This window comes from Arthrobacter sp. AL05, from assembly GCF_029960715.1.
In the GTDB taxonomy this organism is placed as follows: Bacteria; Actinomycetota; Actinomycetes; order Actinomycetales; family Micrococcaceae; genus Arthrobacter.
In genome coordinates, this window is sequence record NZ_JASBRC010000012.1 from 93,885 (window position 1) to 105,943 (window position 12,059).

Consider the following 12,059-nt stretch of genomic DNA (forward strand, 5'->3'; position numbering starts at 1 on the left):
GGCTGGGGCCGCGCATGCCAAAAGAATACCGGCCGGTGGCCGAAGTGGAGCGGCTGGCCGGTTATTCCCGGGGCATTTTTGCGGCAGGATTTCCTGAAGTTCTTGCTCAAGATTCCTTGAGCTTTGCCCTGACGCCCAGCTGCCCTGCGGACCGATGTCCGCGCTCTACTGCGCCGTCGGGGCCGTGATCTTGAATCTGGCGCCGGTGGGGTCAGCGAGCGTGGCAAGGCGCCCGAACGGCGTATCGTCGGGCCCCTCGATCAGCTGGGCGCCCATGGCGACGGCTTTTTCGGTGGCGGCGTCCGTGTCCGCAACCGCGAAGTACACCTGCCAATGGGAGGGGACCTCGGCGGGGAGGTATCCCGAGGCGTCCATGATTCCTGCCTTGGCGGTGTCTCCGGCCCCCAGCGTGGTGTAGCGGAATTCCGGGGTGTCGCTCATAACGTCGGTGTTCCAGCCAAAAACGTCCTGGTAAAACTTGACCGCCGTGGCGTAGTCCTTGGTGTGGAGTTCGTGCCACGCAGGGGTACCGTCTTCGGCGGCGAGCTCATAGCCCGTCATCTCCCCGGTCTGCCAGATGCCGATGGCCGCGCCGGTGGCGTCGCCCACCATGGCCATAGTGCCTTGTTCTGGCACATCCATGGCTTCCAGGTAGACGGCTCCGCCGTGCTCCGCCGCGCTCTTGACAGCCGCGCGGGCATCGTCCGTGCGCAGGTACGTGGACCAGGCGTCAGGGAAACCGGCCCGGTCCGGTTGCTTTTGCATGATTCCGGCGACCGACTTGCCGTTCTTCAGCGCGGTGATGTAACCGCCGTATTTCTCCTGGTCGCCAGTTTCGAACGTCCAACCGAAAAGGTCACCGTAAAACGCCTGGGCCTTTCCGGTGTCGGAGGTCATCAGGTCGATCCAGCACGGTGCTCCGTTGGAGTGCTCGGGTGTTGGCATTGTGGACTCCTGTACTTTCTGCGGCGGTGAAAGGTACTGGCGGGGCGCCTTATCTTGGGACGGCGAAGCAGACACTGTGAGGGTATGCCTGAGCGCAGACGGTTTCAACGGGTTCCGGGTGCCCGCCCCGCGGGCGGCTGGTACCGGTGACGGGTGGGCGGGGCATCTGCAGGCCGGCGATACGAGTGAGGCCGGTTGGGGCAACCTCTCGATTGCCCCAACCGGCCCCTAAGCCGCGCAAACTCTGCGCTCCCGCGGAAGGTAAGAGATTCGAACTCTTGGTACGGGGTCACCGCACACTGGTTTTCAAGACCAGCTCCATCGGCCGCTCGGACAACCTTCCCTAACGAGTAGTGTTTCATAGGCAGTCGGCAGCAACAAAAACGCGGTTGCGCTCGCGGGCGCCGGTATCTCCTCCGCATATTCTGGGAGGAAGCGCTTCGGACATAATGTCCCGGCGGCGCAGCCGGGCCACACGGCCGCAATACGTTCGTTAGAAATCGGAGTTCTCCATGAAGGCTGTCTATATCTTAAGGCCGGGCGGACCCGAGGCCCTGGAGGTCCGCGAGGTCCCGTCCCCGGTGCCGGGTCCCGGTGAGGTGCTGATCGACGTCGTCGCCGCCGGACTAAACCGCGCCGACGTCCAGCAGCGCAAGGGCCTGTACCCGCCGCCGCCCGGAGCCTCGGAGGTTCCCGGGCTGGAAGTCTCCGGCCGGATCGCTGGCTTTGGTCCCGGAGTCACCAAACCGTTCTCCGTGGGCGACAAAGTCGTTGCGCTGCTGGCCGGCGGCGGCTATGCCCAGCAGGTTGCTGTACACGCGGGGCAGGTCCTGCGGGTCCCCGAGGGGATCGACCTTGTCACCGCAGCATCTTTGCCCGAAGTAGCGGCGACGGTCTATTCCAACCTGATCATGACAGCGCAGCTGCAGCCGGGTGAGACCGTCCTCATCCACGGGGCGACCGGCGGCATCGGCACTATGGCCATCCAGCTCGCGAAGGCGTTCGGTGCCGTGGTCGCCACGACGGCCGGCACCGCGGAGAAAGTCGGCACCGCCAAGGCGTTTCTTGGCGCAGACATCGCGATCAACTATGCGGAAGAAGACTTCCCGGAGAGCCTGCGCGCGCAAAATGGCGGCAAGGGCGCCGATGTTATTCTCGACGTCGTCGGAGCCAAGTACCTGGGACAGAACGTGGACGCGCTGGCGGAGTACGGGCGGCTGGTGGTGATCGGGCTGCAGGGCGGTGCCAAAGGCGAGCTGGATCTTGGCAAACTGCTGGGTAAGCGTGCTGCGATTATCGCGACGGCGTTGCGCCCGCGGCCCGTAGCGGAGAAGACCGTGATTATGGACGCCGTCCGCGACGGTGTCTGGCCGATGCTCGCCGATGGCCGGATCCGGCCGCTGGTGGCAAAGACCTTCCCGCTGGACCAGGTCGCTGAGGCGCACCGGTACTTCGACTCCGGTGACCATGTGGGCAAGATTCTGCTCCTCCTGTAAGCCGGGCCCGAGTCTCGGCCCGGCCGGCGGCGCCTCAAACATATTCTCTGGCGGGCATATCCGAATTGCTTGCGGAGAAGAAATGACTGTAATGTAATTCCATACGCGGTATACACGCGTCTTGGGGCGCGTGTATGCTGTCGTCCCGCTACCCTCCGGGAGCAACATGTCCATCCGTCACAGTCTCCTCGCCCTCCTGCAGGACCGGCCACACTATGGCTACCAGCTCAGGATCGAGTTCGAAGAGCGCACAGGGTCCTCCTGGCCCCTGAATATCGGGCAGGTCTACACGACTCTTGACCGCCTGGAGCGCGACGGGCTCGTCCGCAAGGATGGTGCCGACGGTGAGGGCCACATTGTTTACAGCATCACCGCGGACGGGCTTGCTGAAGTTACCCGCTGGTTCAGCTCCCCGGTGCAGCGGAGCAGTCCGCCGCGGAACGAACTGGCCATCAAGCTCGCGCTGGGGCTGACCTTGCCCGGTGTCAACGTCGGTGCCGCCATTCATGCCCAGCGTGCCGTGTCAGTCCGGGCCCTGCAGGACTACACCAAAGCCCGGCGTGAGACGGCATCCCAGCAACGCTCCATGGATACCGCCCGGCTGCTGGTACTTGATTCCTTGATCTTCCAGACCGAGGCCGAAGTGCGCTGGCTTGACCTTTGTGAGGCGCGGCTGATGCAGTTGACCGGCCCGTCCGCCTGAGTTCGGCCGTTCGACGCGTTTGCCGCACCGTTCACCGCTTCCGCCGAACCGGTTGGCGCGGAAGCCATACCCATGCACCACCTACGTTGGTAGGGTGCCTTGGGGCACCTCTGTCGGGGATTTGCCCAGTTGGTTTCTCAAGGAGGAGACATGGGCACAATGCCAGATGGCACGCCAAAGAACGTACTGGTCGACGACGGCATCACGCCGGACCCGTTGCTGCCGCCCACCGCGGTGGACGCCGGCGTAACCGAAGCCGAAGAGCGCAACTGGACGCCGGCCAAGATCGCCCTCTGGGCCGCGATCTCCCTGCTGGGTGCGGTGGCCTGGTTTATGCTCGCGATAGTGCGCGGCGAAACAGTCAACGCCATCTGGTTCGTGTTCGCCGCAGTGTGCACCTACCTGATCGGCTACCGCTTCTACTCCAAGGTCATCGAGCGCTACCTGACCAAACCGAACGACCGCCGCGCCACCCCGGCCGAGTACAAGGCCGACGGCAAAGACTACGTCCGTACGGACCGCAACGTGCTGTTCGGCCACCACTTTGCCGCTATCGCCGGTGCCGGCCCGCTCGTCGGTCCGATCATTGCCGCCCAGATGGGCTACCTTCCGGGCACCATTTGGATCATCCTCGGCGTCGTCCTGGCCGGTGCCGTCCAGGACTACCTCGTGCTGTTCTTCTCCATGCGCCGCGGCGGTCGCTCGCTGGGCCAGATGGCTCGCGAAGAGCTCGGGGTGATCGGCGGCACCGCTGCCCTGATCGCGACGCTCCTGATTATGGTGATCATCGTAGCGATCCTGGCCCTCGTCGTTGTGAACGCCCTCGGCGAGAGCCCCTGGGGCGTCTTTTCCGTGGGTATGACCATTCCGATCGCACTCTTTATGGGCGTGTACCTGCGCTACCTTCGGCCCGGCAAGGTTATGGAAGTCTCCCTCATCGGCTTCGTGCTGCTTATGGCGGCCATCATCGGCGGCGGCGCCGTCGCCGGCACCGAGTGGGGAGCGGCCTTCTTCCATCTGGACAAGGTCACCATCGCCTGGGGACTCATCATCTACGGCTTCATTGCCGCGATCCTGCCCGTCTGGCTGCTGCTTGCACCGCGCGACTACCTGTCCACGTTTATGAAGATCGGTGTGATCGCCATGCTGGCTGTGGCCGTCATCGTGGTCCGTCCGGAAGTCAACGTACCGGCGTTTAGCGAGTTCGCCAGCCGGGACAACGGACCGGTCCTGTCCGGGTCCCTGTTCCCGTTCCTGTTTGTCACAATCGCCTGCGGCGCGTTGTCCGGCTTCCATGCCCTGATCGCCTCCGGCACCACGCCGAAACTGATCGAGAAGGAACGCCAGACCCGGTTTATTGGCTACGGCGGCATGCTGATGGAATCCTTCGTCGCCATCATGGCCCTCGTTGCAGCGATCTCCATTGACCGCGGCCTGTACTTTGCCATGAACGCCCCGGCGGCGTTGACCGGCGGCACCGTGGAGACCGCCGCGCAGTGGGTCAACAGCCTGGGGCTGGCCGGCGTGAACATCAGCCCGGATTTCCTGGCCCAGACGGCCAAGGATGTGGGCGAGGAGAGCATTATTTCCCGCACCGGCGGCGCCCCCACCCTGGCCGTGGGTCTGGCCCACATCATGCAGCAGTTCATCGGCGGTACGGCCATGATGGCGTTCTGGTACCACTTCGCCATTATGTTCGAGGCCTTGTTCATTCTCACCGCCGTCGACGCCGGTACCCGGGTTGCGCGCTTTATGCTGCAGGACTCGATTGGCAACTTTGTCCCTAAGTTCAAGGAGCACTCCTGGCGCCCCGGCGCCTGGCTCTGCACCGCGATTATGGTCGCGGCCTGGGGCGCGGTGTTGCTGATGGGCGTCACCGATCCGCTGGGCGGCATTAACACCTTGTTCCCGCTGTTCGGCATAGCCAACCAACTGCTGGCAGCCATTGCCCTCTCGGTTTGTATGGCCATTGCGGCTAAGCGCGGATCCTTCAAGTACCTCTGGATTGTGGCGCTTCCCCTGGCTTTCGCAGCCGTTGTGACCATCACCGCCAGCTTCTACAAGATCTTCTCGCCGGTGCCCGCCGTGGGCTACTTCGCAAACAACGCAGCCTTCACCAAGGCCCTTGCAGACGGCAAGACCTCCTTCGGCACGGCCAAGACCCAGCTGGCCATGGAGGCCGTGGTCCGCAACACCATGATCCAGGGCTGGCTGTCGGTGATCTTTGTGGTGCTGAGCATCATCGTTATTATCACCGCGATCCTGGCCAGCGTGAAGGCGTTCCGCAATGCAACGCGCGGTTTGCCGAACCCGAATCATGAGGACCCAGCAGTCGCATCGCGCGTTTTCGCTCCGGCCGGAGTGATCCCCACCCCGTCGGAGCGCGAGCTGATGGCCGAGTGGAACAAACTTCCGGCCGATCAGCGGTTCGAAAAGGCCGGCCAGCACTGATGCGGGCACGGAAATGAACGCCGTCGTTGTGGGGTTGCGGGGTTTCGCCCGCTACCTGGGCAGCGTTATGGGCGCGGATGCCTATTCGAAGTACTCGGCGCATCATGCGGCCTTGGGCCACGGCACGACGCCGATGACTGAGCGGGAGTTTTGGCGGGACCAGACGGACCGCCAGGACGCCAACCCGCAGGGCCGATGCTGCTGACCGGTTCGCACCGGCCGGCGTAGCTGAACTCAGCCGGCAGGGGACGGGCGACGCCGGGCACACAGGTGCCCGGCGTCGCCCTTCGCCGCAGCTGTGCGGGGTAGTTAAACACCCTCAGTGGACTCTCCGCTGAGGGTTTCGATGTAGTCCAGGGTTTTGGGGCTGACATGCCGCACGGACGCCAGGGCCTGCCGGAGACCGGTCCTCCTGGCCGGGTCACCGAGTGCGCCGCGGAGATCCATGACGGTTTCGATGCCCTGATCCTCGAAAACGCCCGTTATGTCCTCGACCTGGGCGAGACGGCCAGGCGAGGGCCAGCTGATGACTTCAGCGAGCGTTCCCGTGTCGAGGTGCCGGCGGAATCCGCTGGTTGTGTCGGCATCCGGCCAGGTGTCGACCAGGGCGACAACGCGCGGCTTGACTGTCGAGTGGTAGTTCTGCCGGCGCTGCAGGGTGGCGTCGACAATGATGGCCCCGATATGGGCCCACCTGCGGCTGGATTCGGTCGCGGCGTCCGGGCCCTGGGGGTCCGTAAACGCCGGGCGGGTGGCCTCGTTGTGCTCGTTAGTCATAGGTGAATACTTCCACGTGCGGCAGCGGGCGTTGAGCTGCCTCAGCCCGGACCGGAGGGTGCAGCGCCGGAGGGGTGCGGGTGAGCGACTGCGTGGGCCCGGCCGGGTACGCCCGCAGCCGGGCACCCGGCTCGTGAGAGTATGAAGCCATGAGCGATCCGCACGACACTCAGACCGACGCCGTGGTACCTGTCGAGGGCACTACCCTGGACTCCAGCCCGGACGGCGATGGCGTCCAGCCGGGAGACAAACAGCTGCCGGAACCGCTGCGCCCCTCGGACCCGAAGGAGCCGGCACGGTCGCGGCGTGCCGCGGATACCCGGGAAAGGACCGGCCAGCTCCAGGACCTCGTCGATGAACCGGCGAAAGTGATGCGGATCGGCACCATGATGAAGCAGCTCCTGGACGAAGTGAAGTCTGCCCCGCTCGATGACGCCGCCCGCGCCCGGTTGGCCGAAATCCATCAGCGGTCCCTCAAGGAACTGGAAGACGGGCTCGCCCCGGAACTGGTCGAGGAACTGGAACGGATCACCCTTCCCTTTCCGGCGGAGGGGACCCCGTCGGACGCAGAACTGCGGATCGCCCAGGCCCAGCTGGTCGGCTGGCTGGAGGGCCTCTTCCACGGAATCCAAACCGCCCTCGCGGCCAAACACGCTGCCCGGGAGCAGGCCGTGGCGCAGGCGCAGCTCCGCCAGTTGCCGCCCGGCACCATGATCGCCCCCGGCGTGATTATCGGTGCGAACGGCGAGCCCCAGCGGGCGGCGGCGCCGGCACCGGGCGCGGAACCCTCCCGGCTTCCCGGGCCCGCAGACCCGGACCACGGTCCCGGCCAGTACCTGTAGGCGCCCGTGGGTTTTTTCAGCGCCGCCCGGCAGGGGCGGAAAGACGACGCCGAGCTTGGCAAGGGGCTCTGGCGGCGGGCCCACGACCGCTTCATCCGGGGCTTGGACCGCTACCACCAAATCCTCGAGGGGGTCGAGGACGAGGCCCTCTACGCCGAGCTCCTGGCGGTCGGCAACGAACTCTCGGCGCTCTCGGGACGGGTCCGGCAAATCTGTGTGGAGGCCCAGCGCCGGGCGCCGAGCGAGGGACTCGACATCCCGGGGACCATGACGGGAGTCCACCGGGCACTGTCAACGGCAGGAAATTCCCTGGCGACCACAGCCGAAGCAGCGGCGATGGTCCGCCTCGCAGTCCACCCGGTCCCCGCAGGAGCGGAGTCGGTTCGACGCCGCGCCCAGATGGTCCTGGAGCACGTCATCGACGCCGAACGCCGCCTTGCCCAGGCGTCGGCTTCGAGCTGACGGACGGGACGTGCGCCGGATACGCGGGAAAATTCCCGGTTAAGCGCCTAGCTTAGCTGCGCGGTTTCCACTGGCGCAGCGGCGTGGACGTTGGCACGATAGCCAGATGACTTCTTCACCGGTAATGACTTTTAATGACGGCAATACCATCCCCCAGCTCGGCTACGGCGTGTGGCAGGTTGAGGATGACGTCGCTGAGAAGGTTGTCGTCCAGGCCTTCGAGGCGGGCTTCCGCCACATCGATACCGCCAAGATCTACGGCAACGAAGCAGGCGTGGGCAGGGCCATCGCACGTTCAGGGCTCACGCCCGAGGAAATCTTCATCACCACCAAGCTGTGGAACGCGGACCAGGGCTACGAGTCCACGCTGAAGGCCTTCGAGGAATCCATGGAGCGCCTGGGCCTGAAGACCCTGGATATGTACCTGATCCACTGGATGCAGCCCAAGCAGGACAAGTATGTGGATACCTGGAAGGCCCTCATTGAACTGCAGAAGCAGGGGCGGGTGAAGACCATCGGTGTTTCCAACTTCACCAAGGAAGGTCTGCAGCGGCTGATCGACGAGACCGGTGTGGTGCCGGCCATTAACCAGATCGAACTGCACCCGTTCTTCAGCCAGGCCGAGTTGCGCGAATTCAACTCCTCCCACGGCATCCTCACCCAGGCCTGGTCGCCGCTGGGCCAGGGCGGCGAGCTGTTGGAGAGCCCTGTCATCGCTCAGATTGCGGCAAAGCACAACGCCACTCCGGCGCAGGTCGTTATCGCCTGGCACCTGGCCATCGGCAACGTCGTTATCCCCAAGTCGGTGACCGAATCCCGTGTCCGCGAGAACTACGCGGCACTGGAGGTCACCTTGGACGAGACCGATGTTCAGGCCATCAACGGAATGGACAACTCTGCCGAGGGCGCCGGCCGCATTGGCGCGGACCCGGCAGTCTCGGACTTCGCCTAAAGCCACGCCGGCCAAGCCGCCGGCGAAGCGTGCAGCTGGGCCTTCACCCGAACCGGGTGGGGCCCATTCTGCTGTCCCGGGAGCGGAAGGCAACCCAGCTAGGCAGCCTTCCGGGCTTCCTCGACCGGAACGGCGTCAACCATTGCCCAGCCACGCTCGTCCGCGATCTGGCGGGCGGCGAAGCGTTCGGCGGCGTGGACGTCATCAAACGTCTCGGTGCGGATCCGGCCGCAGTCCGTGTCCAGGTACGTGACTTCGAAGTACTGGGTGCTTTCCATGGACTAAGTGTGCCGCCGGGCACTGACACTAAGTGGCCATCAGTCCGGCGTGTTGCCAATCCGCAGCACCCGTTCCCGTGCCAGGTCCTCGGCTCGCCGGGCCCTACCCGCCGCCCGATCAGCCTGCTGCGCTTGGGCAGCGGCCAGATCGCGCCGTTTCCTGGCCGCTTTGAGCTCCGGTTCGCACCGGGCCAGCTGCTCGCGCAGGTCCCGGGCCGTGTCGGAGAGTTCCGTTACCAGGGCAGTGGATTGGGCCAGCTCCGCATCACGCTGGCGGGCTTCATCGGCCGCCACGCTGGCTGTGTTTTCGGCTTCCTTCAGTGCGGCCCGTGCGCGTTCCTGCGCTGAGGGACTGGGCCGGCGCGGTTCCTCTCGGACGGCCTGCAGGCGGGGTCGCCCTGCAGCCTGCGGCGCAGTGGCTCCCGCCGGGGCGGCGTCGGAAGTCAGCACTCCGGTCCTGCTGGACTCACCGCCAGGGGCCGGCGCGGAATCCGGTGCCGGCGTTGCTGGTGGGACCAGCCCCGGGAGTGCTACCGCGTCCGAAAGGTCCACCGCGTCGACACCGTCGGCGGACAGGCCCCGGAGGAGGCGACCGGACTGCACGGCCGCAGCTGCTCCCTCGTCCGCAGTCGCCGCCCGCAGCGTCCCTTCGACGTCCGCAGCGGTCGCCCCGCTGATCGTCCTGCCCTGCTGCTGGGCCACGTCCCGTGCTGCCTGGACTGCGCCGGCGAGAAGCCGGCGCCGTGTCTGTCCCAGCCGGCGCAGTGTCGTGGCATCAAGGGAGGACTGTGCAGCACGCATCGACTCTCCCAGCTCGGCGAGTTGCCGAAGGGTCTCCGGTCGCCGGGTCGCGAGCATGTTCACGGACCATGCGGCCAAGGACGGCTTGGGCAGGGCACGCACGTCCGCCGCGAGGGAATTCTTCGTGTTTGTGGCGCCGGCCGCTTTGGCAGCGGCGGTCCGGGCGGGGACAAAGTCGTCGAACGGGAGGGCATAGAGCCGCGCCGCAACGTCCGCCAGTCCGCGCTCTGCCATGCAAGAATCATAGAAGCCCGGCCCGGGAATGCGGCCGCAAAGGGGCAGTTCTGCTGGAGATAAAGGGCGCACATGATTGAAATAGCGGGGCTTCCAGCCCACATTCTGCTCGTCCACGCGGTGGTCGTGCTGGCGCCGATCGCCGGTCTCGGCGCGATCGTATATGCCGTCGCACCACGCTGGCGGAACTACCTGGCCTGGCCGCTGGGAGTGCTTTCGCTGGGCCTGGTTCCCGTGTCCCTGCTCACCGCGCAGGCCGGGGAGCAGCTGCAGAACGCCCGGCCCCCATCTGCCTTGATCCGCGAGCATGTGGAGCAAGGGGACGTACTCAAGGCCGTCTCCGTGGTGTTCTTTGTGGTTATCGCGGCGACCCTGGTGGTCAGTTACGAGCCCATCGGCCGGTGGTTTGCCTTCCTGGGGCCCCTGCGGAGCAACCGTGCGGTCCGGCTGGCCCTCCTTGTCATCGCGGCGGCGGCGGGGGCCGTTTTCGTCTACCAAAGCATCGTAACCGGCCATTCCGGCTCGGCCTCGGTCTGGAGCACCTAAGCAGGACCCCACAGCCGGGCCGGGGCTGCAGCGATCAGTCCTGCCGCAGGGTCCGCGCCGAACGGCCCCGTTGCGGTTCGCGGATCCGGAACAACGCCACCACCAAGACCGAGAAGGCGATCAGCTGCAGGACGGCCACGGCCAGGATCAGCAGCGGACGGCTGCTATACAGCGAGCCGTACAGCCCACCGCCCGCCAGCGCCCCGGCACCTTCAAACGCCGCGAAGACTCCGTACGCCGTGCCCTGGCGCCCTTCCGGGACGAGGTCCGCGATAAGCGCCTTGACGGTGGAATCCTGGATACCTGTGGCCGTCCCCCAGACCAGGACTCCGGCAAATGCCAGGCCTGCGGCGGGCGCCAGCGCCAGCGGCGGGACTGCTGCGATCAGCAGGGGAAGCGCGAGGAGCGCCGCCGCCCCGGAACGGTCGTAAATGACGCCGCTCGCGAGGGCGCCGAGGGCTGCGGCTGCCATCGCCCCGGCGTACAGCAGCGGTACCACCGCCACTGGAACTCCCGCCGTTGTCGTGAGGTGGAAGGCGATAACACCGAACGCCACCAGGCCGGCGCTCCAGAAGAATGCGGCGACGGCGAACAGCAGGAAACCACGGGTGAAGACCGTCGCCGGTCGGTCGGCACCGGGCGGGGGTAGGGCGTCGACGGCGGCAGGAACGGATGACGGTACCCGGAGGCGCAGCCAGAACAGCATAAACATCGCTGCAGCTGCCGGCAGGGCCAGGACGGCGAAGGCCACCGACATGCTGCCGGTGGCGGCAAGTACTGCCGCGATCAGCACCGGCCCGAGGACCGCGCCGAGAAGGTCAAGTGATTTATGGACGGCGAAGCCGCGGCCCCGGCCGACTTGTTTGGCGACCGCTGCCAGCAGAACTGTCTTGGCCGGGCTGCGGATGGCCTTGCCAACGCGGTCTCCGATAATCAGAACGGACGCCAGCACCAATCCGGCTTCCCCGGCGAGCGGCGCCACAGCGAGCAGGGGCACACAAACCGCGGTGAGCCCGTATCCGGCCAGCGTGAACGTCCAGTACCGGCGGGTGCGGTCCGCCCAGGGTCCGAACAGCAGCCGCAGTCCCTGCGCCGCGGCCTCGGCTGCGCCGGTCACAAGGCCAACGACCAGTGCAGAGGCGCCCAGCTGGGCCAGCAGCGGACCAGCCAGCGGCCGGGCGCCGTCGGAGACAATGTCGGCTGCCAGGCTCACCAGGCCAAAGCCGATCACCGGACCCCAGAGGCGGCGCCGGTTCGCGCCGGGCACGGAAGTGCCGGCCGCCGTCCTCTGACCCCGCTGTTCCATCTGCCAATGGTCGGCTGCTGACCGGCGCCAGGACAAGAGGCAGCCGGCCCGGGCCCGGAAGCGGGGCGCCGTCGGGGACCCGTCAGCCGTACCTGGGGGACAAAAAGATCGGCCCCGGCGAAATCGCCGGGGCCGATCTTTGCATCTCGAGCTTCCTGCCAGAATCGAACTGGCGACCTTCTCATTACGAGTGAGACGCTCTACCAACTGAGCTAAGGAAGCATCCGCGTGAACCGCCCGGGTGGCCCGAACGCCTCATGCCAGAG

14 protein-coding genes and 2 tRNA genes are annotated in these 12,059 nt (G+C 66.2%); 8 read left to right on the forward strand and 8 right to left on the reverse strand.

What is annotated here, in order from left to right; translation table 11 throughout:
* Positions 1–165: 165 nt before the first annotated feature.
* Entirely contained in the window at positions 166–945 is a 780-nt protein-coding gene (locus QK287_RS14545; protein WP_282360551.1) for a VOC family protein, read from the reverse strand.
* 255 nt (positions 946–1,200) lie between these two features.
* Positions 1,201–1,288 (reverse strand) — tRNA-Ser (locus QK287_RS14550).
* Positions 1,289–1,457: 169 nt separating this feature from the next.
* Between QK287_RS14550 and QK287_RS14555 the strand changes: the two genes are divergently transcribed.
* From QK287_RS14555 to QK287_RS14570, 4 genes are all read left to right on the forward strand, one after another.
* Positions 1,458–2,441 (forward strand): NAD(P)H-quinone oxidoreductase, encoded by a 984-nt coding sequence (locus QK287_RS14555; protein ID WP_226773725.1) that lies wholly within the window; start codon positions 1,458–1,460, stop codon positions 2,439–2,441.
* A gap of 166 nt (positions 2,442–2,607) precedes the next feature.
* Positions 2,608–3,144 (forward strand): PadR family transcriptional regulator, encoded by a 537-nt coding sequence (locus QK287_RS14560; RefSeq protein WP_226773726.1) that lies wholly within the window; start codon positions 2,608–2,610, stop codon positions 3,142–3,144.
* 159 nt (positions 3,145–3,303) lie between these two features.
* Positions 3,304–5,595: a carbon starvation CstA family protein gene (locus tag QK287_RS14565; RefSeq protein ID WP_226773761.1), complete on the forward strand. Its 2,292-nt coding sequence runs from the start codon at positions 3,304–3,306 to the stop codon at positions 5,593–5,595.
* Positions 5,596–5,608: 13 nt separating this feature from the next.
* On the forward strand, positions 5,609–5,800 hold the full coding sequence (locus tag QK287_RS14570; protein ID WP_226773727.1) for a YbdD/YjiX family protein: 192 nt from the start codon (positions 5,609–5,611) through the stop codon (positions 5,798–5,800).
* 104 nt (positions 5,801–5,904) lie between these two features.
* Here the strand turns inward: QK287_RS14570 and QK287_RS14575 are convergent, their stop codons facing one another.
* The gene (locus QK287_RS14575; protein ID WP_282360552.1) at positions 5,905–6,372 is read right to left on the reverse strand and encodes a hypothetical protein; all 468 of its coding nucleotides are present in this window, start codon (positions 6,370–6,372) and stop codon (positions 5,905–5,907) included.
* Positions 6,365–6,523: a hypothetical protein gene (locus QK287_RS14580; RefSeq protein WP_226773729.1), complete on the reverse strand. Its 159-nt coding sequence runs from the start codon at positions 6,521–6,523 to the stop codon at positions 6,365–6,367. Before QK287_RS14580 ends, QK287_RS14575 begins: the two co-directional genes overlap by 8 nt.
* Here QK287_RS14580 and QK287_RS14585 point away from each other — a divergent pair.
* The 3 genes from QK287_RS14585 to QK287_RS14595 all read left to right on the forward strand — a co-directional run bounded on the left by QK287_RS14585 (position 6,522) and on the right by QK287_RS14595 (position 8,628).
* Positions 6,522–7,214, forward strand: coding sequence for a bacterial proteasome activator family protein (locus QK287_RS14585; protein ID WP_282360554.1), 693 nt, complete (start codon positions 6,522–6,524; stop codon positions 7,212–7,214). The genes QK287_RS14580 and QK287_RS14585 overlap by 2 nt on opposite strands.
* 6 nt (positions 7,215–7,220) lie before the next feature.
* A complete protein-coding gene (locus tag QK287_RS14590; RefSeq protein WP_226773731.1) occupies positions 7,221–7,676 on the forward strand; it encodes a hypothetical protein in 456 nt (151 codons plus the stop codon).
* A gap of 106 nt (positions 7,677–7,782) precedes the next feature.
* Entirely contained in the window at positions 7,783–8,628 is an 846-nt protein-coding gene (locus tag QK287_RS14595; RefSeq protein ID WP_282360555.1) for an aldo/keto reductase, read from the forward strand.
* Positions 8,629–8,726: 98 nt separating this feature from the next.
* Here QK287_RS14595 and QK287_RS14600 read toward each other — a convergent pair whose 3' ends face one another.
* Together QK287_RS14600 and QK287_RS14605 are read right to left on the reverse strand one after the other, a co-directional pair.
* Positions 8,727–8,906, reverse strand: coding sequence for a hypothetical protein (locus tag QK287_RS14600; RefSeq protein ID WP_226773733.1), 180 nt, complete (start codon positions 8,904–8,906; stop codon positions 8,727–8,729).
* Positions 8,907–8,945: 39 nt separating this feature from the next.
* Positions 8,946–9,941 carry a hypothetical protein gene (locus QK287_RS14605; RefSeq protein ID WP_282360556.1) on the reverse strand — a complete coding sequence of 332 codons (996 nt, stop codon included), beginning with the start codon at positions 9,939–9,941 and terminating at the stop codon, positions 8,946–8,948.
* Between the two features lie 72 nt (positions 9,942–10,013).
* On the opposite strand from QK287_RS14605, the gene QK287_RS14610 reads away from it, so the two are divergent.
* Positions 10,014–10,487, forward strand: a complete 474-nt coding sequence (locus QK287_RS14610) for a hypothetical protein (RefSeq protein WP_282360557.1) — start codon at positions 10,014–10,016, stop codon at positions 10,485–10,487.
* Between the two features lie 34 nt (positions 10,488–10,521).
* Here the strand turns inward: QK287_RS14610 and QK287_RS14615 are convergent, their stop codons facing one another.
* Both QK287_RS14615 and QK287_RS14620 read right to left on the reverse strand, forming a co-directional pair.
* Positions 10,522–11,793: an MFS transporter gene (locus tag QK287_RS14615; protein WP_282360558.1), complete on the reverse strand. Its 1,272-nt coding sequence runs from the start codon at positions 11,791–11,793 to the stop codon at positions 10,522–10,524.
* A 149-nt stretch (positions 11,794–11,942) separates the two neighbouring features.
* Positions 11,943–12,015 (reverse strand) — tRNA-Thr (locus QK287_RS14620).
* Positions 12,016–12,059: the final 44 nt, after the last annotated feature.